Origin of the sequence: Pseudomonas sp. SHLD1, assembly GCF_028640935.1 — a bacterium.
Lineage (GTDB): Bacteria > Pseudomonadota > Gammaproteobacteria > Pseudomonadales > Pseudomonadaceae > Chryseomonas > Chryseomonas aestiva.
Window position 1 is genome coordinate 195,070 of record NZ_JAQZAD010000032.1, and the last position, 21,726, is coordinate 216,795.

At 66.5% G+C, this 21,726-nt stretch carries 17 protein-coding genes and 4 pseudogenes; 18 read left to right on the top strand and 3 right to left on the bottom strand.

Going from position 1 to position 21,726, the window contains the following annotated elements:
- Positions 1–3: 3 nt before the first annotated feature.
- Together PVZ77_RS21780 and PVZ77_RS21785 are read right to left on the bottom strand one after the other, a co-directional pair.
- Entirely contained in the window at positions 4–828 is an 825-nt protein-coding gene (locus tag PVZ77_RS21780) for a (Fe-S)-binding protein (protein WP_273809516.1), read from the bottom strand.
- A gap of 71 nt (positions 829–899) precedes the next feature.
- Entirely contained in the window at positions 900–2,594 is a 1,695-nt protein-coding gene (locus tag PVZ77_RS21785; RefSeq protein WP_273809517.1) for a lactate permease LctP family transporter, read from the bottom strand.
- A gap of 221 nt (positions 2,595–2,815) precedes the next feature.
- On the opposite strand from PVZ77_RS21785, the gene PVZ77_RS21790 reads away from it, so the two are divergent.
- From PVZ77_RS21790 to PVZ77_RS21855, 16 genes and pseudogenes are all read left to right on the top strand, one after another.
- Positions 2,816–3,583: an FCD domain-containing protein gene (locus tag PVZ77_RS21790; protein WP_187979011.1), complete on the top strand. Its 768-nt coding sequence runs from the start codon at positions 2,816–2,818 to the stop codon at positions 3,581–3,583.
- Between the two features lie 709 nt (positions 3,584–4,292).
- Positions 4,293–4,898 (top strand): annotated as a pseudogene (locus PVZ77_RS26195) (methyl-accepting chemotaxis protein); the annotation flags it as partial.
- Between the two features lie 11 nt (positions 4,899–4,909).
- Positions 4,910–5,281 (top strand): response regulator, encoded by a 372-nt coding sequence (locus tag PVZ77_RS21800; protein WP_133859381.1) that lies wholly within the window; start codon positions 4,910–4,912, stop codon positions 5,279–5,281.
- A gap of 20 nt (positions 5,282–5,301) precedes the next feature.
- Positions 5,302–5,607 carry an STAS domain-containing protein gene (locus tag PVZ77_RS21805; protein ID WP_058792877.1) on the top strand — a complete coding sequence of 102 codons (306 nt, stop codon included), beginning with the start codon at positions 5,302–5,304 and terminating at the stop codon, positions 5,605–5,607.
- Positions 5,604–7,775 (top strand): chemotaxis protein CheA, encoded by a 2,172-nt coding sequence (locus PVZ77_RS21810; protein ID WP_273809524.1) that lies wholly within the window; start codon positions 5,604–5,606, stop codon positions 7,773–7,775. Before PVZ77_RS21805 ends, PVZ77_RS21810 begins: the two co-directional genes overlap by 4 nt.
- Before the next feature lie 21 nt (positions 7,776–7,796).
- Positions 7,797–9,317: pseudogene (locus PVZ77_RS26200) on the top strand (MCP four helix bundle domain-containing protein); the annotation flags it as partial.
- A 57-nt stretch (positions 9,318–9,374) separates the two neighbouring features.
- Positions 9,375–10,232 (top strand): annotated as a pseudogene (locus PVZ77_RS26205) (methyl-accepting chemotaxis protein); the annotation flags it as partial.
- 47 nt (positions 10,233–10,279) lie between these two features.
- Positions 10,280–11,530: pseudogene (locus tag PVZ77_RS26210) on the top strand (MCP four helix bundle domain-containing protein); the annotation flags it as partial.
- Complete coding sequence (locus PVZ77_RS26215) at positions 11,522–12,454, top strand: methyl-accepting chemotaxis protein (RefSeq protein WP_443218130.1); 933 nt, start codon at positions 11,522–11,524, stop codon at positions 12,452–12,454. The pseudogene PVZ77_RS26210 and the gene PVZ77_RS26215, both read left to right, overlap by 9 nt.
- 7 nt (positions 12,455–12,461) lie before the next feature.
- Positions 12,462–12,965 (top strand): chemotaxis protein CheW, encoded by a 504-nt coding sequence (locus PVZ77_RS21825; RefSeq protein WP_133859377.1) that lies wholly within the window; start codon positions 12,462–12,464, stop codon positions 12,963–12,965.
- Positions 12,966–13,047: 82 nt separating this feature from the next.
- Positions 13,048–14,703: a methyl-accepting chemotaxis protein gene (locus tag PVZ77_RS21830; RefSeq protein ID WP_273809530.1), complete on the top strand. Its 1,656-nt coding sequence runs from the start codon at positions 13,048–13,050 to the stop codon at positions 14,701–14,703.
- A complete protein-coding gene (locus PVZ77_RS21835; protein WP_273809532.1) occupies positions 14,703–15,173 on the top strand; it encodes a chemotaxis protein CheW in 471 nt (156 codons plus the stop codon). Before PVZ77_RS21830 ends, PVZ77_RS21835 begins: the two co-directional genes overlap by 1 nt.
- Positions 15,174–15,183: 10 nt before the next feature.
- Positions 15,184–15,987, top strand: a complete 804-nt coding sequence (locus PVZ77_RS21840; RefSeq protein ID WP_158889950.1) for a CheR family methyltransferase — start codon at positions 15,184–15,186, stop codon at positions 15,985–15,987.
- 2 nt (positions 15,988–15,989) lie between these two features.
- Positions 15,990–16,499, top strand: a complete 510-nt coding sequence (locus tag PVZ77_RS21845) for a chemotaxis protein CheD (RefSeq protein ID WP_273809535.1) — start codon at positions 15,990–15,992, stop codon at positions 16,497–16,499.
- On the top strand, positions 16,496–17,566 hold the full coding sequence (locus tag PVZ77_RS21850) for a protein-glutamate methylesterase/protein-glutamine glutaminase (RefSeq protein ID WP_133859372.1): 1,071 nt from the start codon (positions 16,496–16,498) through the stop codon (positions 17,564–17,566). The genes PVZ77_RS21845 and PVZ77_RS21850 overlap by 4 nt, the downstream gene beginning before the upstream one ends.
- 53 nt (positions 17,567–17,619) lie before the next feature.
- The gene (locus PVZ77_RS21855) at positions 17,620–18,195 is read left to right on the top strand and encodes a DUF1349 domain-containing protein (RefSeq protein WP_273809537.1); all 576 of its coding nucleotides are present in this window, start codon (positions 17,620–17,622) and stop codon (positions 18,193–18,195) included.
- 15 nt (positions 18,196–18,210) lie between these two features.
- Here PVZ77_RS21855 and PVZ77_RS21860 read toward each other — a convergent pair whose 3' ends face one another.
- Positions 18,211–18,681: a MaoC family dehydratase gene (locus PVZ77_RS21860; protein WP_273809539.1), complete on the bottom strand. Its 471-nt coding sequence runs from the start codon at positions 18,679–18,681 to the stop codon at positions 18,211–18,213.
- Between the two features lie 259 nt (positions 18,682–18,940).
- Here PVZ77_RS21860 and PVZ77_RS21865 point away from each other — a divergent pair, with 259 nt between their 5' ends.
- Both PVZ77_RS21865 and PVZ77_RS21870 read left to right on the top strand, forming a co-directional pair.
- The gene (locus tag PVZ77_RS21865) at positions 18,941–20,620 is read left to right on the top strand and encodes a long-chain fatty acid--CoA ligase (RefSeq protein WP_273809541.1); all 1,680 of its coding nucleotides are present in this window, start codon (positions 18,941–18,943) and stop codon (positions 20,618–20,620) included.
- 152 nt (positions 20,621–20,772) lie between these two features.
- Complete coding sequence (locus tag PVZ77_RS21870; protein WP_273809543.1) at positions 20,773–21,552, top strand: SGNH/GDSL hydrolase family protein; 780 nt, start codon at positions 20,773–20,775, stop codon at positions 21,550–21,552.
- Positions 21,553–21,726 lie beyond the last annotated feature (174 nt).

The following is a 21,726-nucleotide window of genomic DNA, read 5'->3' on the forward strand; positions in this document are numbered from 1 at the left end:
CGTTCACGCTGCACCTCCGATACGGCGCCAGAGAAAGCTCGCCAGGTGTTCGCCACGCAGGGCGGCGCGCTGCTTTTCCAGGGCGCCGTTGATGTTCATCAGGCAACCGCAGTCGGCGGTGAGCACCTGGGCCGCGCCGCTGTCCTGCAGGGCGCGGGTCTTGTCCGCCACCATGGCGCCGGAGATGTCCGGCATTCTCACCGAGAAGGTGCCGCCAAAACCGCAGCATTCGCTCTCGTGGTCATGGTCGACCCGCTCCACGGCCTGCAGCTGGCCGAGCAGGGCGCGGCCGTGCAGGTGGGTCTGCATCTCGCGGCGGGCGCTGCAGGAGGTGTGCAGCGCCACCTTGGTCGGGGCGCCGCGATCCTGGTAGTCGACCTGGCAGACGTGCAGCAGGAATTCCGCCAGTTCGTAGGTGCGCTCGGCTAGATCCCTTACCTGACGCAGGGTCTCGGGTTCGTCGGCGAACAGCTCGGCATAGTGATGGCGCAGCATGCCGGCGCAGGAGCCGGAGGGCACCACCACCGGCCAGGGCTCGGCGAACAGCGCCAGCTGGGTGCGCGCCACGGCGCGGGCTTCCTCGGTGTAGCCCGAGGTATAGGCGGGCTGGCCGCAGCAGCTCTGCGCCTGGGGGAAATGCACGCGGAGGCCTTCGCGCTCCAGCAGGCGGATGCTGTCCATGCCGGCTTCGGGATAGAAGAGGTCCACCACGCAGGTGCCGAACAGATAGACCTGGGTCGGTTTCTGCGGCGGATAGGTCCGCGGCGGCGCCAGGGGCGGCGCGGTGCGAGTGGCGTTGGGGGCGGCGTCGTGGAAGAGGTCGGTCATCAGGATACTCCGGGTTGGCCCGGTTGAAGGAGAGCCGGCGGCGACCGGGGTCGCCGCCGGGAACCGCACGATCAGTGCACCAGCATGCCGGTGAACACATAGGCTTGCGCCAGGGTGATCAAGCCGACCAGCACGGCGAAGCCGATGCTGTGCCGTACGGTGAAACGGAACAGGTCGGATTCCTTGCCCACCAGGCCGGTGGCGGCGCAGGCCACGGCGATGGATTGCGGCGAGATCATCTTGCCGGTCACGCCGCCGGAGCTGTTGGCCGCCACTAGCAGGGTGTCGGAAACGCCGATCTGGTGCGCGGTGGTCGCCTGCAACGAGCCGAACAGGGCGTTGGACGAGGTGTCCGAACCGGTCAGGAACACCCCCAGCCAGCCCAGCAGCGGCGAGAAGAAGGGGAACAGCGCGCCGGTACCGGCCAGCAGCAGGGCCAGGGTGGTGGACATGCCCGAGTAGTTGACGACGAAGGCGAAGGCCAGCACCAGTCCGATCGACAGGATCGGCTTGCGCAGCTCCACCAGGGTCTCCTTGAACACGCCCAGGGCGGTCGCGGGCTTGATGCGGAAGATGGCCATGGAGATCAGGGCGGAGATCAGGATGGCGGTGCCGGAGGCCGACAGCAGGTCGAGCTTGTAGACCGCCGGCATGGGCGTCGGCGTGGCCACGATCGGCAGTGTCTTGAGCACCAGCTTGTCCAGGTAGGGCACCGGCACGTTGATCACCAGGGCATAGAGGGCACCGCCGGTGGCGAACAGCGCCTTGAAGGCCTTGGTGGTCCAGATCGTGACGACCACGGTCAGGATCAGGAACGGCGACCAGGCCTTGATCACGGTACCCAGGGAGTGCTCCGGAGGCAGCCGGCCGCCGCTGCCGAAGCCGGCGCCGCCGCCCAGCATGGCGGCGCCGCCGCCACCGACCACGGCAGTGGCGCCCGCGGTGGCCTGCTGCGGCTGACGCAGCTTGAGGTAGCTGGTGAGGGCGATCATGGCGGCCAGCGACGAGGTGATGTCGGGCAGTTCCGGACCGATGAAATTGGAGGTCAGGTACTGGAACACGGCGAAGGTGCCGCCACAGATCAGCGCCGGCTTCCAGGTTTCCCGCAGGCCGCGCATGCCGTCCATCATGAACATCAGCCACAGCGGCACCAGCAGCGACAGCAGCGGCAGCTGGCGACCGGTCATGGCGCCGATCTTGAAAGCGTCGATGCCGGTCACCTGGCCGGCGACGATGGTCGGGATGCCCAGGGCGCCAAAGGCCACCGGCGCAGTGTTGGCGATCAGGCAGAGCCCGGCCGCCTTCAGCGGATTGTGGCCCAGGCCAACCAGCAGGGCAGCGGTGATGGCCACCGGGGCGCCGAAACCCGCCGCACCCTCCAGGAAGGCGCCGAAGCAGAAGCCGATCAGCAGCACCTGCAGGCGTTGATCGTCGGTGATGGACAGCACCGAGCTGCGGATGATGTCGAACTGGCCGCACTTGACCGTCAGCTTGTAGAGGAACACCGCCGTGACGATGATCCAGGCGATGGGCCAGAGGCCATAGAGGAAACCGTAGCCGGCCGAGGCCAGCGCCTTGTCCACCGGCATGCGATAGACGAACAGCGCGATGAGCAGGGCGATCGCCAGGGTGATGGCGCCTGCCACGTGCCCCTTGAGTCTCAGACCGGCGAGCGCGACGAAGAAGAACAGAATGGGCAAGGCGGCGACGAAGGCCGAAAGGCCCAGGCTGCCAAGGGGGAGATAGATCTGTTGCCAGGTTTCCATCGGGTGCTCCTTGATTGTTTTTGTAGGGAAGCGGCGGGACGGGGTTGCACAAGATCGCGACCTGTGGCAAAAATTGGTAAGACCAATTTACAAGGGCGACTTCACGCACGTTAAGCGGGGTCTTTGCCTCTGTCAAACCCCTCGATGTGCGACTTTCGTCGGCCAGCACTGCCTGGCTGGTGGACGTCCGTCACTGTCCGCGACGTTTTTCGAGGTTTTTCATGGGGTTCGAACCGGTCAAGCAACGTCGTCTGTCGGACGACATCGTCAAGCACCTGGAGGCGTTGATCGCCGAGGGCTCCCTGAGACCTGGCGAGCGCCTGCCGGCCGAGCGGGTGCTGGCCGAGCGCTTCGGCGTGTCGCGACCCTCGCTGCGCGAGGCCATCCAGAAGCTGATCGCGCGCGGCCTGCTGCTCAGCCGGCAGGGCGGTGGCACCTATGTCACCGAGGCGCTCAACAGTGCCTTCACCGATCCCCTGCTGCCGTTGCTGGAAAGCCGCGAGGAAACCCGCCGCGATCTGCTGGAGTTTCGCCACACCCTGGAAAGCGCCTGTGCCTATTACGCCGCCCAGCGCGCCACCGAGCCGGACCTAGCGCGGCTGACCCTGGCCTGGGAACGCCTGGAAGACTGCTACCGCCGGCGCGAGACCCTGACCCGGGAAGAGGAGGGCGAGGCCGATGCGGCCTTTCACCTGGCCATCGCCGAGGCCAGTCACAACGCCGTCTACCTGCACAGCATCCGCAGCCTGTTCGAACTGCTGCGCCATCACATGGTGACCAACATCGGCGGCATGCAGGCGCAACGGGGCGAAACCCGCGAGCGCCTGCTGGAACAGCACCGCTCGCTCTATCAGGCGATCGTCGCGGGTGAAGCGGAAACGGCGCGCGAGGCGGCGAGTCGTCATCTGGGCTATGTGCGGGAGGTGCTGGAGGAGGCCGGCGCCATGGCAGGCCGTCTAGCACGGGCCAAACGGCGCGATGAACTCTGAAAAAAACTGGCGATGAAACGGATGATGGCACTATGCTATCGCAATAAGTTATCCGTCCGTGGCTAAAGTTTAGCGTTCCAGAGCTGATAACCCGGTCACACCTTCCCGCCTTCGCTGGCGTCTAGACCGGTACATTCCTGTGGAACACGCCCCTGCTTCGCCCTCCCTCCTGGATTTTACCTTCACCCCTGCATTGCTCGGTGCCTGCGGTACCGGGGCGATCCTGTTCGCAGGCGGCGTGACACCGACCACCCTGGCCCTGAGTGCCACCCAGGTGGTGCTGGCCGCTGGCCTGGGCGTCTGGCAGCTGCGTCGCGCCCAGGCGCGCCAGGCCGAGCGCTCAGCCAACCGCGCCGTGAGCCAGAGTCCGGCCAGCGGTCGCGACGAAGCCCTCGAAGCCCTCTGCGTGGCGGTGCTGCCGGTATGGTCCGAGCAGATCGAAGCGGCGCGCGCCCACACCGAGCAGGAAATCGTCAGCCTGACCAGTCGCTTCGCCGAACTGGCCGACCGCATCCACAGCGTCGCCGGCGCCGATCACGGCAGCGGCGATCGCCTGGTCAACCTCATGGCCAGCAGCCAGAACCAGCTGGACGGCATCCTGCACTCGCTGCGCGAGGCGCTGTCGAGCAAGGGCGCGCTGCTGGACGAGGTCAACGGCCTCGCCGGTCTGACCGAACAACTCAAGAGCATGGCCAAGGACGTCGGCGACGTGGCGCGCCAGACCAACCTGCTGGCCCTCAATGCCGCCATCGAAGCCGCCCGTGCCGGCGAAGCCGGGCGCGGCTTCGCGGTGGTCGCGGACGAGGTGCGCAAGCTCTCCACCCTGTCCGGCGATACCGGGCAGAAGATCGGCGAAACCGTGGAAACGGTGAACGGCGCCATCGCCCGCACCCTGGAACTGTCGCAGCTCCACGCCGAACGCGACACCGGCACCCTGAACCAGTCCGGCGAGACCATCGAGCAGGTCATCGGCACCTTTGGCGGCACCACCCGTGACGTGGTCGAGCGCAGCGATGCCCTGGCGAACAATGCCGCGGCCGTGGGCAGCGCCATCGCCGAGGTGCTGGTCGCCCTGCAATTCCAGGATCGCGTCAGCCAGATGCTCGGCCACATCCGTGACGACCAGGCGCGCCTCGAGCGCCTGGTGATCGACCGTCGCGCGCTGGCCGCCAGCGGTCAGCCGCTGCCGGCCCTCGACACCCGCGGCTGGCTCGCCGAGCTGGCCCGCACCTACACCATGGCCGAGCAGGTCGCCGTGCACCACGGCAAGCGACCGGCCGCCGCCGCTGCCGAATCCGATATCACGTTCTTTTAAGGAAAGCTGTCATGAGCAACAAGACCATTCTGATCGTCGACGACTCCATCTCCATCCGCCAGGTGGTGTCCATGACCCTGAAAAGCGCGGGCTATGACGTCATCGAAGGCTGCGACGGCCGCGATGCCCTGACCAAGCTGGACGGTCGCAAGGTGCACCTGATCATCAGCGACGTGAACATGCCCAACATGGACGGCATCACCTTCGTCACCGCGGCCAAGAAGCTGCCGGCCTACAGGTTCACCCCGGTGATCATGCTCACCACCGAATCCGATGCCGCCAAGAAGGCCGCCGGCCAGGCCGCCGGAGCCAAGGCCTGGATGGTCAAGCCGTTCCAGCCGGCGCAGATGCTGGCGGCGGTTTCCAAGCTGATCATGCCCTGATGGCCCTGGAGGCTGCCCCCATGAACGATGTCGTTCGTACCCGCCTGCCCCTCACCGGGCCGCTGACCATCTACACCGCGGCCGACAGCAAGCCGCTGCTGATGGAGCCCCTGACCGCCGGGGTCACCGTGGCGCTGGAACTGGCCGAGGTCGATGAATTCGACTCCGCCGGTCTGCAGCTGCTGCTGCTGGCCCACCGGGAGGCGCAGCGTCTGGGCGGCAGCCTGGAACTGGTCGACCCCAGCCCCGCCGTCACCGAACTGCTGGAACTGGCAGGTCTTGCCGACTTCTTTACCGCGGCTGCCGCGGAAGGTGTTGCCGCATGAACATGGACGAGATCCTCAAGACGTTCATCGCCGAGAGCGAGGAATTGCTGCAGCAGATGGAAGCCGCGCTGCTGCAGATCGAGCAGGCGCCGGACGATGTCGAGCTGATCAATGCCATCTTCCGCGCCGCCCACACCATCAAGGGTTCGGCCGGCCTGTTCGGTCTGGACCATGTGGTGGCCTTCACCCATGTCGCCGAAAGCGTGCTCGACCGGATCCGCAGCAACGAGCTGGCGTTCGACGAGACCCTGTCGGCGCTGTTCCTGGAGGTCTGCGACCACCTCAACGGCCTGATCGCCCGGGTATCGTCCGGCAGCGAGCCGGAGCCCGACTTCCAGGCCGCCGGCGCCGTGCTGGTGCAGCGCCTGGAGCACTATCTGCAGCCGAGCGCCAAGGCCGCCCAGCCGGCCGCCGCGGCCCGTAGCCTGGTGGCACCGGTCGACGGCGTGGCCGCCGGCCACTGGCACCTGTCGCTGCGCTTCGGTCCGGACATGCTGCGCAACGGCATGGACCCGCTGGCCTTCGTGCGCTACCTCAACAGCTTTGGCCGCATCGTCAACATCGTCACTCTGACCGATGCCATCCCGGCCGCGGCGGACATGGATCCGGAGACCTGCTACCTGGGCTTCGAGGTCGCCTTCGACAGCGACGCCGACAAGGCGACCATCGAGGCCGCCTTCGAATTCGTCCGCGAAGACAGCCAGATCCGCATCCTGCCGCCGCACAGCCGCAGCAGCGACTACTGCCAGCTGATCGACGACCTGGCCGAGGAAGACCTGCGCCTGGGCGAGATCCTGGTGCGCTGCGGCACCCTGACCGCCACCGAACTGGACGAGGTGCTGCGCCGCCAGGCCGATCCGGCCACCCCGCGCCAGCCTATCGGCGAAGCCCTGGTGGAAGCCCAGCTGGTCAATCCGCCGGTGGTGGATGCGGCCCTGAACAAGCAGCGCAAGATCAAGGAGCAGCGCGCGCCGGCGGGCGAAGGCCAGCTGATCCGCATCGACGCGACCAAGCTCGACCAGCTGATCGACCTCATCGGTGAGCTGATCATCGCCGGTGCCGGGACCCAGCTGATCGCCCAGCAGAGCGGCCTGGCGGCCCTGGTGGAATCCACCGGGGTGCTGTCGCGCCTGGTGGAGGAGGTCCGCGACACCGCCCTGACCCTGCGCATGGTGCAGATCGGTACCACCTTCAATCGCTTCCAGCGCGTGGTCCGCGACGTCTCCAAGGAGATCGGCAAGGACATCGCCCTGCGCATCAGCGGTGGCGAGACCGAACTGGACAAGACCGTGGTGGAAAAGATCGGCGATCCGCTGACCCACCTGATCCGCAACGCCATGGACCACGGCATCGAATCCGCCGAGCTGCGCCTGGCGCGCGGCAAGCCGGCCCAGGGCACCGTGGGGCTGAACGCCTATCACGAGGCGAGCAGCATCGTCATCCAGGTCACCGACGACGGTGGCGGCCTGTCGCGCGAGCGCATCCTGCGCAAGGCGACCGAGCGCGGCCTGATCGCCGAAGGCCAGGTGCTGGCCGACAAGGACGTGTTCAACCTGATCTTCGAGCCGGGTTTCTCCACCGCCGAGCAGATCAGCAACCTGTCCGGTCGCGGCGTCGGCATGGACGTGGTGAAAAAGAACATCACCGCCCTGCGCGGCAGCGTCGACCTCACCAGCGAGGAAGGCCGCGGCACCACGGTGACCATCCGCCTGCCCCTGACCCTGGCGATCATCGATGGCTTCCTCATCGGTGTCGGCAAGGCCACCTATGTGGTGCCCCTCGAGGCGGTGGAGGAGTGCATAGAGCTGACCGAGGCAGCCAGTGTCCAGGCCAATGGCAACGACTACCTCGACCTGCGCGGCGAGGTGCTGCCGGTGCTGCGCCTGCGTCAGCTGTTCGCCATCGAGGAAGCGCCGCCGCGGCGACAGAACGTGGTGGTGGTGCGCTATGCCGGCCAGCGCGCCGGCCTGGTGGTCGATCAGTTGCTCGGCGAATTCCAGACCGTGATCAAACCGCTCGGCCCGCTGTTCGGACACAACCGCAGTCTCGGCGGTTTCACCATCCTGGGTACCGGCGCCGTGGCGCTGATCCTCAACGTGCCCGGCCTGATTGGCGAGGCCGCGTCCACCGGCGCCACTGCCCCAGTCCACGCTCCCGTGCTGACCTGACCGACAAGGAATTAGACGTCCATGACCGTTACCAAACGCATGTCCCTGCTGGTCCTCTCCGCATTACTGGGGATCATCCTCCTCGCTGGTATCGCCTACCAGCAACTCAGCCAGGTGTACGAGCGCGCCAATTACGGCAACGACAACACCGTCCCTTCGATTCTGGGAATCGATGCCATCGACGCCCACTCGGCCGACATCATCACCGGCATCTACCGCCATCTGGCCGCGGATGGCGACGTGGCCACCCGTGAGGCCGAGAAGGAGCTGACCGAGGCCCAGCAACTGACCGAGAAGGCGCTCAAGGACTATGAGCCGCTCATTTCCGACGACACCGATCGGCGCATGCTCCAGGACGATCGCCAGGCGATCGCTCAACTGAACGATCTCGTCGCCATCGTGCTGCCGCTGTCACGCGCCAGCCAGGACGAGGATGTCAAACGCATCCTCGGCGAGAAGCGCAAGATCATCGACCATGTCGGCGATACCCTCGATGCGCACCGCGCCTACAACCAGAAACTGGGCAGCGAGCAGGCGCAGATCGCCGGCCACACCATGAGTCAGGCCACCGTCCTCTCGATCGGCATCGCCCTGGCGACCCTGCTGGTGGTCGGCCTGCTTGGTTTCTTCATCACCCGCAACCTGCTGCGCCAGCTGGGCGGCGAGCCGGCCGACGTGGCCAAGGTCGCCAACCGCACCGCCGCAGGCGACCTGCCCGACGACCTGCAGCTGCGCCCCGGCGATGATTCCAGCCTGATGGCCGCCATGCAGCGCATGGTGGTGACCCTGCGCGGTCTGGTGCAGGAAATGAGCACCATGGCCAGCGAGCACGATCGCGGCGAGACCGAGGCGCGCATTCCGCTGGAGCGCTTCCAGGGCACCTTCCGCAACGTCGCCGATGGCGTCAACGCCATGGTCGCCGGCCACCTGAGCGATTCTGCCAAGGCCATGACCTGCGTCAAAAGCTTCGGCGAGGGCGATCTGGCCGCGCCGCTGGAGCGTTTCCCCGGCAAGAAGGCGGTGATCAACGACAACCTCGAACAGGTCCGCGACAACATCCAGCTGCTGGTGGCGGAGATGGTGCAGCTGTCCGCCGCCCACGATCGAGGCGACACCGACGCCCGCATCCCCGTGGAGCGCTTCCAGGGCACCTTCCGTGGCATGGCCGAAGGCGTCAACGCCATGGTCGCCGGCCACCTGAGCGATTCGGCCAAGGCCATGGCCTGCGTCAAGCGCTTCGGCGAAGGCGATCTGTCGGTGGCGCTGGAGCGCTTCCCTGGGCAGAAGGCGGTCATCAACGACAATCTCGAACAGGTCCGCGGCAACATCCAGCGCCTGGTCGAAGACGCCAATCAGCTGAGCCAGGCGGCCATGGCCGGCCGGCTGGATACCCGCGCCGATGCCAGCGCCCACCAGGGCGATTTCCGCCGTATCGTCGCCGGCATCAACGGCACCCTCGACGCCATCGTCGCCCCGGTCAACGAGGCCCTGGGCGTGATGGCCGGCCTTTCCCAGGGCGACCTCAGCCGCACCGTGCGCGGTGACTACCAGGGGCAGTTGCTGGAACTCAAGGAGTCGATCAACGGCACCGTCGGCAAGCTGAACCAGATCATCGGCGACGTGCGCCTGTCGGCCGACTCCCTGGCCAGCGCCTCGGAAGAGATCTCCGCCACCGCCCAGAGCATGAGCCAGGCCAGCACCGAGCAGGCCGCCTCGGTCGAGGAGACCAGCGCCAGCGTCGAGCAGATGTCGTCGTCCATCGCCCAGAACACCGAGAACGCCAAGATCACCGACGGCATGGCCGGCAAGGCCGCCCGTGAAGCCGGCGAGGGCGGTCAGGCGGTCGGCGAGACCCTGGTGGCCATGAAGACCATCGCCGACAAGATCGGCATCGTCGACGACATCGCCTACCAGACCAACCTGCTGGCGCTCAACGCCGCCATCGAAGCGGCCCGCGCCGGCGAGCACGGCAAGGGCTTCGCCGTGGTCGCCGCCGAGGTGCGCAAGCTGGCCGAACGCAGCCAGGTCGCCGCCCAAGAAATCGGCACCGTGGCCAAGAGCAGCGTGGCCCTGGCCGAGCGCGCCGGCACCCTGCTGGACCAGATGGTGCCCTCCATCAGCAAGACCTCCGACCTGGTGCAGGAAATCGCCGCCGCCAGCGAAGAGCAGAGCAGCGGGGTGAGCCAGATCAACGGCGCCATGCTGCAGCTGAGCCAGATCACCCAGCAGAACGCCTCGGCGTCCGAAGAGCTGGCCGCGACCGCCGAGGAAATGAGTACCCAGGCCGAGCAGCTGCAGCGGCTGATGGGCTTCTTCAACACCGGTGAAGGCCGGGTGGTGCAGGACCTGGAGCGTGCGCTGGAGGCTTCGCGGCCCCGGGCCACCCGGGTCCCGGGCAAGGCCCTGCGCACGGGTACCTCGGGCGTGCCTGACGGTTACGTCCCCTTCGAATCCTGACCCCTATCCAACGGCCACCTGCGGGTGGCCTTTTTGAGATCATCGACATGACCGTCATCAAGAAAATGCTGCTGCTTGTGCTGTCCGCGCTATTGGGCATCCTGGTGCTGGCCGGCACCGGGCAATACGAGATCGACCAGGTGTTCCAGGCGGCCAACTACGGCAACGACAACACCGTCCCCAGCCTCAAGGCGCTCGGCGAGGTCAATGACAGCCGCTCCGACTACGTGGTGGGCATCTATCGCCACGTGCTGTCGACCAGTCCCGAGGCGATGACCACGGTGGAGCAGGACCTGGCCGCGGCCAAGGAGCGTATCGGCCAGAATCTCGGCAAGTACGAAGCGCTGGTCTCGGACGACCGTGATCGTGGGCTGCTGGCCGCCGATCGCGCCGCCTTCAATGCGCTGTTCAGCCTCGGCGACCAGGTCATCGCCCTGTCGCGGCAGAATCGCAACGACGATGCCCAGACCCTGATGCGCAGCCGCACCGACGTGATGCTGGCCATCAACAAGGCCCTCGACGAGCACGTCGCCTACAACCAGACCCTGGCAACGCAGGGCGTGCAGGTCGCCCAGAAGACCAAGGTCGAGGCCACCTGGCTGGCCCTGTCCATCGCCCTGGCGACCCTGCTGGCGGTGGCTCTGCTGGGCTTCTTCATCACCCGCAACCTGCTGCGTCAGCTGGGCGGTGAGCCCGCGGCCGTGGCGACCCTGGCCGGCCGCGTGGCCGCTGGCGATCTGCCCGACGACATCAGGCTGCGCGGCGACGACAAGACCAGCCTGATGGCGGCCATGCAGAACATGGTCACCACCCTGCGCGGCCTGATCGGCGAAATGAGCAGCATGTCCGCTGCCCACGACCGCGGCGAAACCGTGGTACGCATCCCGGCCGAGCGCTTCCAGGGCGCGTATCGCAACATGGCCGAAGGGGTCAACGGCATGGTCGCCGGCCACCTGAGCGATTCTGCCAAGGCCATGGCCTGCGTCAAGAGCTTCGGTGAAGGTGATCTGTCGGTGACGCTGGAGCGCTTCCCCGGCCAGAAGGCGGTCATCAACGACAACCTCGAACAGGTCCGCGGCAACATCCAGCGCCTGGTCGAAGACGCCAACCAGCTGAGCCAGGCCGCCATGGCCGGTCGTCTCGATACCCGCGCCGATGCCAGTGCCCACCAGGGCGATTTCCGCCGTATCGTCGCCGGTATCAATGGCACCCTCGACGCCATCGTCGCCCCGGTCAACGAAGCCATGGGTGTCATGGCCGGGCTCTCCCAGGGCGACCTCAGCCGTACCGTGCGCGGTGACTACCAGGGGCAGTTGCTGGAGCTCAAGGAGTCGATCAACGGCACCGTCGGCAAGCTGAACCAGATCATCGGCGACGTGCGCCTGTCGGCCGATGCCCTGGCCAGCGCCTCGGAAGAGATCTCCGCCACCGCCCAGAGCATGAGCCAGGCCAGCACCGAGCAGGCCGCCTCGGTCGAGGAGACCAGCGCCAGCGTCGAACAGATGTCCGCCTCCATCGCCCAGAACACCGAGAACGCCAAGGTTACCGACGGCATGGCCGGCAAGGCCGCGCGCGAGGCCAACGAAGGCGGCGAAGCGGTGGGTGAGACGCTGGTGGCCATGAAGACCATCGCCGAGAAGATCGGCATCGTCGACGACATCGCCTACCAGACCAACCTGCTGGCGCTCAACGCCGCCATCGAAGCGGCCCGCGCCGGCGAGCACGGCAAGGGTTTCGCCGTGGTGGCCGCCGAGGTGCGTAAGCTGGCCGAACGCAGCCAGGTCGCTGCCCAGGAAATCGGCACCGTGGCCAAGAGCAGCGTGGCCCTGGCCGAGCGCGCCGGGTCACTGCTCGACGAAATGGTACCGTCCATCAGCAAGACCTCCGATCTGGTACAGGAAATCGCCGCGGCGTCCGAAGAACAGAGTAGCGGAGTCACTCAGATCAATAGCGCCATGCTGCAACTCAACCAGATCACCCAGCAAAACGCCTCGGCCTCGGAAGAGCTGGCCGCGACCGCCGAAGAAATGAGCGGTCAGGCCGAGCAGCTGCAGCGCCTGATGGGCTTCTTCCACACCGGCGACGGGCGTGCGGTCCAGGACCTGGAGCGTGCCATCGAGCAGACGCGCCCGGCCGCGAGTCGCGCGGCCCAGCCGACCCTGCGTCGTCCCCAGATGGCCGCGGGCGGCCTGCCGGACGGTTACGTCCGCTTCCCGGAGTAATGGCTTCATGACTGCCCTGACCCTTGGCGACATCGCCCACGAACACCTCGGCCATCAGCACCTGACCTTCGTGGTCGACGGCGAGACCTATGCGGTGGATACCCTCGCGGTGCGCGAGATCATCGAGTTCGGCCAGCTGACCCAGGTCCCGCTGATGCCGGCCTGCATTCGCGGCGTGATCAACCTGCGCGGCGCGGTGGTCCCGGTGGTGGATCTGGAAGCCCGCTTCGGCGGCCGACCGACCCGGGTCGGCCCGCGGACCTGCATCGTGATCCTGGAAGTCTGCGCCGACGAAGACACCCAGGTGCTGGGCGTGGTGGTGGATGCGGTGAGCGAGGTGCTGGAAATCGCCGCGGCGGACATCCGTCCGGCGCCGGCCTTTGGCAGTCGCCTGGCGCCGCACTTCATCGCCGGCATGGTCAAGTCCGAAGACGGCTTCCTGACCCTGCTCGACGTGGCCCAGGTACTGGACGTACAGGAGCTGGCGAACCTGGCCCAGGCCGCCAGCTGAAAGACCCCGCATTGCCATGGGCGACGCTAACCGGCGCCTCTTAAACGAAGCAGTTCTAACCGGCGCCGGAGGCGCTTCCACCATGCTGAATACACTTCGCGTCTCGACCAAGCTGGCGATCGGCTTCGGGGCTGCCATCTTCATGCTCTTGCTGACGATCGGCGTGGCGATCCTGAACATGGATAAAATGAAGGAAGCTGCTGACACCATGTCCCAGCGCAACTTCCCTCTCACCGTGCTGGCCAATACCCTGTCGCGGAACACCCTGGACTCCGGCCGGCTGATGCGTAATCTGCTGCTGCAGGACACCGTCGAGGCGCGCGCCAAGACCCTGGAAGACATCAAGCGGGTTCGCGCGGAAAACGCGGAAATCCTGGCTGACCTGGGCCGTCGAGTACAGAGCGATGAAGGCAAGCGCAAGCTGAATGCCATTGTCGAGAGCCGTCAGCGCCTGCAGGACAAGTACGGCGAGTTCTTCCGGCTTCTGGAAACGGATCGTACCCAGGCCCGGGACTTCCTGCTCAATGTCTTCGCGCCCAACAACAACGAACTCGTTGCCGCCGCCAGCGCCCTGAATGAGCATCAGGCCCAGCGCATGGTCTCCTCGGGTGAAGAAGCCACCGCCGCTTATCTGGACGCCCGCAACCTGATGATAGTGATCGGGGTCATCGCGGTATTCGTGTCCATCCTGCTCGGCTACCTGATCGCCCGCAGCCTGATCCGGCAGCTGGGTGGCGAGCCGGCCTATGCCGCCGAGGTGGTGCAGCGCGTCGCCCGCGGCGATCTGAGCGTCGAGGTGGCGACCCGCGAGGGCGACACCACCAGCATGTTGGCCTCCGTGCGCACCATGACCACCACCCTGGCGCAGATCATCAGCGACGTGCGCAGCTCGGCCGATGGCCTGGCCAGCGCCTCGGAAGAGGTCTCCGCCACCGCCCAGAGCATGAGCCAGGCCAGCACCGAGCAGGCGGCCTCGGTCGAGGAAACCAGCGCCAGCATCGAACAGATGTCGGCTTCCATCGCCCAGAACACCGAGAACGCCAAGGTCACCGACGGCATGGCCGGCAAGGCCGCGCGGGAGGCGGACGAGGGCGGCCAGGCCGTGCGCGAGACGCTGGTGGCCATGAAGACCATCGCCGAGAAGATCGGCATCGTCGACGACATCGCCTACCAGACCAACCTGCTGGCGCTCAACGCCGCCATCGAGGCCGCCCGCGCCGGCGAGCACGGCAAGGGCTTCGCCGTGGTGGCCGCCGAGGTGCGCAAGCTGGCCGAGCGCAGCCAGGTCGCCGCCCAGGAAATCGGCACCGTGGCCAAGAGCAGCGTGGCCCTGGCCGAGCGCGCAGGATCGCTGCTGGGCGAGATGGTGCCCTCCATCAACAAGACCTCCGACCTGGTGCAGGAAATCACCGCGGCCTCCGAAGAGCAGAGCGCCGGGGTCGAGCAGATCAATGGCGCCATGCTGCAACTGAGCCAGATCACCCAGCAGAACGCCTCGGCGTCCGAAGAGCTGGCCGCCACCGCGGAAGAGATGAGCGGCCAGGCCGAGCAGCTCCAGCAGATGATGGAATACTTCACCCTGAGCGGTTCGCCGGTGGCGCAGCAGGTCGCCCGTCCCGGTCCCAAGCGCTCGGGTCCGAGCCTGGCCGAGCGCACCTCGGCGCTGATCGACTCGCCCCGTCGCGCGCCCCGTGGCAGCGTGCCGGCCGGTTTCGCCCGTTTCGAGGAGCACGCCTGATGCTATTGCGCCAGTTTCTGACCTTTCAGCTCGCCGGTGATCTCTACGGCGTGAACACCGGCTGCGTGCGCGAGATCATCGAATACGGCGCGGTCACCACGGTGCCCATGCTGCCGCCGGCGATCCGTGGCGTCATCAACCTGCGCGGCGCCGCCGTGCCAGTCATGGACCTCGGCGTGCGCTTTCGCAACGAGGTGACCGAGACCTCCCGCCGCAGCTGCATCGTGGTGCTGGAGATCCAGGTCGACGGCGGGCCCCAGGTGTTCGGCATCGTGGTGGACGCGGTCTGCGAGGTGCTGGAGATCGCCGCCGACGGCATCGAGCCGGCGCCGCGCTTCGGCGCCTCGATCCGCACCGATTTCATGCTCGGCATGGCCAAGCAGGGGGCCGGTTTCGTCATCCTGCTCGACATGGATCGGGTGCTGGGCGCAGACGATCTCGCCCAGCTCGCCGCCATGACGGCTGCCTGAGTCGCGGAGTATGGAACTTCCTGCGCTGACCGACAGCGAATTCCGCCAGTTTCGCAGCTTCATCTTCCGGGTCGCCGGCATCAGCATGTCCGATGCCAAGCGCCCGCTGGTGAGCGGGCGCCTGGCCAAGCGCGTGCGCCAGCGTGGCACGCCCAGCTACGACGCCTATTTCCAGCTGATCCAGCGCGACCAGGCGGAATGCCAGATGGCGGTCGATCTGCTGACCACCAACGAGACCTACTTCTTTCGCGAGCCCAAGCACTTCGACTTCCTGCGCGAGCAGGTGCTGCCGAACTGGGACAGACGCCAGCCGCTGCGGCTGTGGAGCGGCGCCTGCTCCTCGGGTGAGGAGCCCTATACGCTGGCCATGACCCTGGCCGAAGGGCTGGGCGAGCGGCCCTGGGAGATCGTCGCCTCCGACCTCAGCACCCGGGTGCTGGCCAAGGCGCGCAACGCCCAGTATCCGCTCGCCGAAGCCGAGAACATCCCGCCGGCGCTGTTGCGGCGCTATTGCTTCAAGGGCGTGGGCGACAACGACGGCACCTTTCTGGTGGATCCGCGCCTGACTGCGCGGATCGCCTTCCGCCAGATCAATCTGAACAATTCTCTGCCGGAGCTGGGCACCTTCGACATCATCTTCCTGCGCAACGTGATGATCTACTTCGACGTGCCCACCAAGCGCCAGGTGGTGGCCCGTCTGGTCCGCCACCTGCGACCCGGGGGCTACTTCTTCGTCAGTCATTCCGAGAGCCTCAACGGGGTGACCGACGCCCTGAAAATGGTCAGTCCTTCCATCTATCAACGTCCGCTCTAGCCATGGCAGCCGCGCCGGAGCTGTTTCTGCGTCCAGGCGAATGGTATTTCGGCCAGGGCGAGGTGCGGATCCGGACCATCCTGGGCTCCTGCGTGTCCTTCGTCTTCTGGCACCCGCGGCGCCGTCTCGGCGGCATGACCCATGCGCTGTTGCCTACGCGCCAGCGCGCCGCGCCCGGCGCGCCCGCCGACGGCCACTATGTCGACGAATCCCTGCAGTTGCTGCTGGGGGCGATCGCCCGCCATGGCGGCGATCTGCCCGGTTACCAGGTGCACCTCTACGGCGGCGGCAACATGTTTCCCCAGCTCCTGCGCGAGCGCGTCCGCAACATCGGCGACGTCAACGTCGAGGCGGCGCTGGCGCAGCTGAAACAGGCCGGTATCCACGCGGTGCGGACCCATGTCCGCGGCGCCGGCCATCGCAAACTGTCCCTGGACCTCGTCGACGGCCGGGTGCTCATGCAACAGGTGGAGCTACCCTACGTTCCGCCGCTTACGAGACTTACTCCATGAACAAGATCAAGGTCCTTATCGTCGACGACTCCGCCGTGGTGCGGCAGGTGCTCGCCCAGAGTCTCGCGGAGGATCCGGCCATCGAGGTGCTGGGGGTCGCCGCCGACCCGGTGTTCGCCCAGGACAAGATGCGCAAGCAGTGGCCCGACGTCATCGTGCTGGACGTGGAGATGCCGCGCATGGACGGCATCACCTTTCTCAAGAAGATCATGGCCGAGCGCCCGACCCCGGTGGTGATCTGCTCGACCCTGACCGAGAAGGGCGCCGCTACCACCCTGCAGGCCATGGCCGCCGGGGCGGTCAGCATCGTCACCAAGCCCCAGGCCAATCTCAAGCAGTTCCTCAAGGATGCCTCGGACGACCTCACCAGCGCGGTCAAGGCCGCCGCCCGGGCCAATCTCAAGCGCCTGGCGCCCCGCGGCGTGCCGGTGGTGCCGACGCCCAAGCTCAGCGCCGACGCCATCCTGCCAGCGGGCGGCAGCCCGGCCATGGCGCGCACCACCGAGCGCATCGTCGCCCTGGGTACCTCCACCGGTGGGACCCAGGCCCTGGAAGCGGTGCTGACCTCGCTGCCGCGGGTCTGTCCGGGCATCGTGGTGGTCCAGCACATGCCCGAGCGCTTCACCGCCGCCTTCGCCGAGCGTCTGGATCGCCTCTGCGAGCTGGAGGTGCGCGAAGCCCGGCATGGCGATCGGGTCCTGCCGGGGCGGGTGCTGATCGCCCCGGGCGGTCGCCACATGCTGCTCAAGCGCAGTGGCGCCCAGTATCAGGTGGACGTGGTCGACGGTCCGCCGGTGAGTCGTCATCGCCCCTCGGTGGATGTACTGTTCCGCTCGGTGGCGCGGGCCGCCGGCAGCAATGCCCTCGGTATCATCATGACCGGCATGGGCGACGACGGCGCTCGCGGCCTCAAGGAGTTGCGTGACGTCGGCGGCCGTACCCTTGGCCAGGACGAGGACAGCTGCGTGGTCTACGGCATGCCCAAGGAAGCCATGAAGCTCGGCGCGGTGGAGCAGGAAATCGGCCTCGGCCAGATCGCCGCCGCCATTCTCAAAGGTGGGGTCTAGACGAACTTGCGGGGCAGGCGGGACTCCAAGCGCGAGCACGCGAGGAGAGCCCCATGTTCGACATCTGCCAATGGATCAATGAACCCGAGACCTGGCTGGCCGAGCCCGAGCGGCTCCGGGTCATTACCGATCGTCACAGTGACTTCTGGCGTCAGACCCACGACGGCGCCGAGCGCCACAGCGGCCACTTTTTCGGCGCCCGGGTCACCAGTGGCTTCACCGCCCAGCTGCGGGTGGCGGCGCGCTGCAAGAACCAGGGCGACCACGCCGGGCTGATGGTGCGGCTCGATGAGCGGCAGTGGCTGCGCGTCGGCATCGGCTACTTCGACGACACCCCCCAGCTGCTCAGCGTCCTGACCCTGGGACGCTCGGATCTGGCCGTGGGCGCCGCCCTGGGTGAGCGCGAGGAGGTGTGGCTGAGGGTCACCCTGACCCAGGGTACCCTGCGCGTCCAGGCCTCGTTCGACGGTCAGCGCTGGCCGCTGCTGCGCCTGGCCAGCCTGCCAGCCGCCGCGGAATACCGGGTCGGCCCGGTCTGTGGCACCCCGGAGCGGGGCGGCATGGAAGTGGCGTTCAGCGAGTTCAGTCTGCAAGCCCCGCTGCAACGAGGCCTGGCCGATCTGAGTTGAAGCGGAGAGGGTGGCTCAGCCGACGGTGACGGGGGGCAGTTCGACCTGTTGCACCTGCACCGGCTTGCGCGGCGCGACCACCTTGGCGACGCCGTCGACGACCTTGTCACCGTGCTGGTTGAACACCCGGGTAGCCAGATTCACGCGAAACTTCGGCAGTTTCTCCAGCACCTCGATTTCCACCGTCAGGGTATCGCCCAGCTTGACCGGCTTTTCGAAGGTCATGGTCTGGTCGACATAGAGGGTGCCTGGTCCCGGCAGGTTGCAGGCCACCGCGGCGCTGATCAGGGCGCCACTGAGCATGCCGTGGGCGATGGGCTCGCGAAACAGCGTCTTGGCGGCGAAATCGGCGTCCAAGTGCAGCGGGTTGCAGTCGCCGGAGACGGCGGCGAACAGCAGCACATCGCGCTCCTCGATGGTGCGGGTCACGGTCACCTTCTGGCCGATTTCGAGGGCTTCATAAGGGATGTTTTCGGTCAGGCTCATGAAGCGCTCCGGCAGCTGTGACAGGGCGGCGGACGCCGCGAAGCCGGGCATTCTACCCAGCCTCGCCGCCGGAGGCTAATCGCCTCCCGGAAAAGCCGGCGGAGAGAGTGACCATAAGTGACTATTTGGTCATTAGGTGACGTTCAGGGCGGATATTGATGCTGTTGCGGGCTAGGCAAAGCTGCTAGGCTCGCAGGGCCGGTTCAGCGCTGATCACGGCACGCCAACGAACAATAACCATAGAGCGGGAGCGGGCTGCATGATGCCGAATTTCTGGAGTGACAAATATCCCGAGGGCATCCAGACAGACATAGACCTGGACCGTTATCGCAACGTCCTGGCGGTGTTCCGCGAGGCCTGCCAGACCTACGCCGAGCGCCCGGCGTTCAGCAATCTGGGTCGCACGCTGAGCTACCGCGAACTCTATGAATTGTCCGGCCAGTTCGCCGCCTATCTGCAAAAGCACACCGACCTGCAGCCCGGCGATCGCATCGCCGTGCAGATGCCCAACGTGCTGCAGTACCCGGTGGTGGTCTTTGGCGCCATGCGCGCCGGTCTGGTAGTGGTCAACACCAACCCGCTGTACACCGCCCGCGAGATGCAGCACCAGTTCAAGGATTCCGGTGCCCGGGCCCTGGTCTGCCTGGCCAACATGGCGCACCTGGCCGAACAGGTGCTGCCGCAGACCGATATCCGGCACGTCATCATCACCGAGGTCGGCGACCTGCTGCCGACCTTCAAGCGTCTGCTGGTCAATACCGTGGTCCGCCACGTCAAGAAGATGGTGCCGGCCTATCGCATTCCCCATTCCATCCGCTTCGTCGATGCCATGACCAAGGGCGAGCACGTCGATTTTGTCGACGCCGACCCGGCGGCGGAAGACGTCGCCGTGCTGCAGTACACCGGCGGCACCACCGGCATCGCCAAGGGCGCCATGCTGACCCACCGCAATCTGGTGGCCAACATGCTGCAGTGCCAGGTGCTGATGACCAAATACCTGGGCGGCGGCGCCCAGGTGATGATCGCGCCGCTGCCGCTCTACCACATCTATGCCTTCACCATTCACTGCATGGCCATGCTGATCCAGGGCAACCACAACGTCCTGATCACCAATCCGCGCGATCTGCCGGCGCTGGTCAAGGAACTCAGGCAGTGGCGCTTCAACGGCTTCGTTGGTCTCAACACCCTGTTCGCCGCCCTGTGCAACAGCGAGGACTTCCGCCAGCTGGATTTCTCCCAGCTCAAGGTGACCTTCTCCGGTGGCATGGCGCTGCAGCAATCCGTAGCCCTGCGCTGGGAAGAGGTCACCGGCTGCGGCATCTGCGAAGGCTACGGCATGACCGAGACCAGTCCGGTGGTGAGCTTCAATCCGCTGGAGCGTCGTCGGCTGGGTACTATCGGTATGCCGGTGCCGGGCACCGACTGCAAGGTGGTGGATGCCGATGGCGTGGCCCAGGGCTTCGACACCCCCGGCGAGTTGTGCGTCAAGGGCCCCCAGGTCATGAAGGGCTACTGGCTGCGCCCCGAGGCCACTGCCGAGGTGCTCGATGCCGAGGGCTGGCTGCGTACCGGCGATATCGCGGTGATCGAGCCGGACGGCTATCTGCGCATTGTCGATCGCAAGAAGGACATGATCCTGGTGTCCGGCTTCAACGTCTATCCCAACGAGCTGGAAGAGGTGCTCTCTCAGCTGCCCGGGGTGCTGCAGTGCGCCGCCATCGGCATCCCCGACGAGGTGGCGGGGGAGAAGATCAAGGTGTTCGTGGTGCCCAAGCCTGGTGCGTCCCTCACCACCGAGCAGGTGCTCAAGCACATGCACGACAACGTCACCGGCTACAAGCGACCCAAGCTGGTGGAATTCCGCGACAGCCTGCCGACCACCAACGTCGGCAAGATCCTGCGTCGCGAACTGCGTGACGCCGAACTCAAGAAGGCGTAACAGGACGCCACTACGTCCCCTGCGTCGCTACCTCTCGTCGACTGGTAGCGGTGCCGCTGGCTTCCAAGCATGGTTTTCGCAAGAGGTTCGGGTATAAACCGCAGGCGGCATTTTGCCGTCATCTCTCCGACCTCTTTCCTTGAGGACACACCATGCGAATTAGCGTACGCCAGACCGTGCTGGGCCTCTTCCTGCTGGGCTCCAGCGTGCTCGGTCAGGTCCAGGCCGGTGAACCCATCCGCGTCCTGTTCGTGGGCAACAGCTACACCTTCGTCAACGATCTGCCGGCGATGGTCCGTCAAATGTCCGTCGAGGCCGGTCAGTCGCGCCCGCTGGACGTCAAGCATGTGACCTTCAGCGGCGCCAGCCTCGAGGAACACTGGAAGCGCCACGACGTGCAGGACGAGCTGGCCAAGGCCAACTACGACTACGTGGTGATCCAGGATCACAGCATGATGCCGGTGAAGAATCCGGACCTCACCCGTCAGTACGTACGCCTGATCGCCGACCTGGCGCGCAAGGACGGCGCCCAGCCGATCCTCTACCTGACCTGGGCCCGGCAGAACAACCCGACCATGCAGGCGCAGCTGGACAGCGTCTACACCCCCCTGGCCAAGGAGACCGGCGCACTGCTGGCCCCGGTGGGTCAGGCCTGGCAGAAGGCCCTGGCCGATCAGCCGCAGCCCGGGCTGTTCCTGCCCGACGGCAGCCACCCGTCCTTTACCGGCACCTACCTGACCGCCTCGGTCTTCTATGCGCTGATCTACGGCACCCGTCCGCCACTGCCGGCCGCTGGCGAAAAGATCAAGTTCGATCACGCCGACCCCGCCGATCTGCAACAGGACGCCTGGAAGGCCCTGCAGTCCCTGGACATGGCCCTGCGCACGCCGCCGGCCAAGCTGAACGTAGCCAGCGTCCAGGCCAAGCGCTGAGAGACTGCTCAAAGACTGCTGCGCGTCGGCCAAACGGCGTTGAAAGTGGCTTCGGAATGCTCATCTACTGATTGTAGACTCCGCTTCCTCAGCCACTTTCGCCTTGTTTGTCTCTAGCTCGCTAGCCTTTGAACAGCCTCTGACCCCGTGTTGCCCCTGCGTGACCAGACGTCG

Coding starts and splice junctions, on each gene's coding strand:
- PVZ77_RS21860 (WP_273809539.1), bottom strand. CDS start 18,681: ATGAGCCTGACCGAAAACATCCCTTATGAAGCCCTCGAAATCGGCCAG.
- PVZ77_RS21780 (WP_273809516.1), bottom strand. CDS start 828: ATGACCGACCTCTTCCACGACGCCGCCCCCAACGCCACTCGCACCGCG.
- PVZ77_RS21810 (WP_273809524.1), top strand. CDS start 5,604: ATGAACATGGACGAGATCCTCAAGACGTTCATCGCCGAGAGCGAGGAA.
- PVZ77_RS21845 (WP_273809535.1), top strand. CDS start 15,990: ATGGCAGCCGCGCCGGAGCTGTTTCTGCGTCCAGGCGAATGGTATTTC.
- PVZ77_RS21840 (WP_158889950.1), top strand. CDS start 15,184: ATGGAACTTCCTGCGCTGACCGACAGCGAATTCCGCCAGTTTCGCAGC.
- PVZ77_RS21850 (WP_133859372.1), top strand. CDS start 16,496: ATGAACAAGATCAAGGTCCTTATCGTCGACGACTCCGCCGTGGTGCGG.
- PVZ77_RS21785 (WP_273809517.1), bottom strand. CDS start 2,594: ATGGAAACCTGGCAACAGATCTATCTCCCCCTTGGCAGCCTGGGCCTT.
- PVZ77_RS21855 (WP_273809537.1), top strand. CDS start 17,620: ATGTTCGACATCTGCCAATGGATCAATGAACCCGAGACCTGGCTGGCC.
- PVZ77_RS21805 (WP_058792877.1), top strand. CDS start 5,302: ATGAACGATGTCGTTCGTACCCGCCTGCCCCTCACCGGGCCGCTGACC.
- PVZ77_RS21865 (WP_273809541.1), top strand. CDS start 18,941: ATGATGCCGAATTTCTGGAGTGACAAATATCCCGAGGGCATCCAGACA.
- PVZ77_RS21800 (WP_133859381.1), top strand. CDS start 4,910: ATGAGCAACAAGACCATTCTGATCGTCGACGACTCCATCTCCATCCGC.
- PVZ77_RS21790 (WP_187979011.1), top strand. CDS start 2,816: ATGGGGTTCGAACCGGTCAAGCAACGTCGTCTGTCGGACGACATCGTC.
- PVZ77_RS21835 (WP_273809532.1), top strand. CDS start 14,703: ATGCTATTGCGCCAGTTTCTGACCTTTCAGCTCGCCGGTGATCTCTAC.
- PVZ77_RS21825 (WP_133859377.1), top strand. CDS start 12,462: ATGACTGCCCTGACCCTTGGCGACATCGCCCACGAACACCTCGGCCAT.
- PVZ77_RS21870 (WP_273809543.1), top strand. CDS start 20,773: ATGCGAATTAGCGTACGCCAGACCGTGCTGGGCCTCTTCCTGCTGGGC.
- PVZ77_RS21830 (WP_273809530.1), top strand. CDS start 13,048: ATGCTGAATACACTTCGCGTCTCGACCAAGCTGGCGATCGGCTTCGGG.